The sequence below is a fragment of the Streptomyces sp. SID13666 genome (assembly GCF_010548325.1).
Classification (GTDB): domain Bacteria; phylum Actinomycetota; class Actinomycetes; order Streptomycetales; family Streptomycetaceae; genus Actinacidiphila; species Actinacidiphila fildesensis.
Window position 1 is genome coordinate 1 of the sequence record NZ_JAAGLX010000165.1, and the last position, 517, is coordinate 517.

The window sequence follows — 517 nt, forward strand, 5'->3', positions numbered from 1 at the left end:
CGTGAGTGCGGGGGTGGTTTTCGGGGTGCAGGGCGCTGCCGAGGCGCCGCGAGGTGTCGCGCATGCGGTCGCCTTCGGTCTGCTGCTCCTGGTGTGCGCCGCGGGGTTCGGAGTTCTGAGCGTCTCCCGGCTGAAGTGGTTCGGAGAGGGCCAGGACTTCGACAGGGCGGTACCGCTGGAGGAGACCGGCGCGGTCCTGCCGACGCAGGGCGAGCAGTACCGCAACTGCGTCAACGTGTACCTCTTCGTCTTCCTGGTGGCATATGCGCTGGGCGGCGGGCTGTTGTGGGAGCGCAGTCTGGCCCTCTCGCCGCTGTTCCTCGGGGCGGTGTGGCTGGCCCGCGGGTGGCGGGTCGCCCGCTGGGAGCGGTGCCACGGCCTGCTGCTCTGGAGCGGCCGGGCCCGCGCCCGGCTTCCGGAAGGCGACCAGCACCTGTACTCGTCGGTCCGATAGCCGACGGGCTCAGCGAGGGAGACGCGACGTCACTGTGAATTGCGCCCCGTCCGGGTCGCGCAG

The 517-nt window shown here is 71.4% G+C and carries 1 protein-coding gene; it reads left to right on the top strand.

What is annotated here, in order from left to right:
- Window positions 1-454: hypothetical protein (locus tag G3I60_RS43915; protein ID WP_203675339.1), on the top strand; the 454-nt coding region annotated here is incomplete at its 5' end.
- Window positions 455-517: the final 63 nt, after the last annotated feature.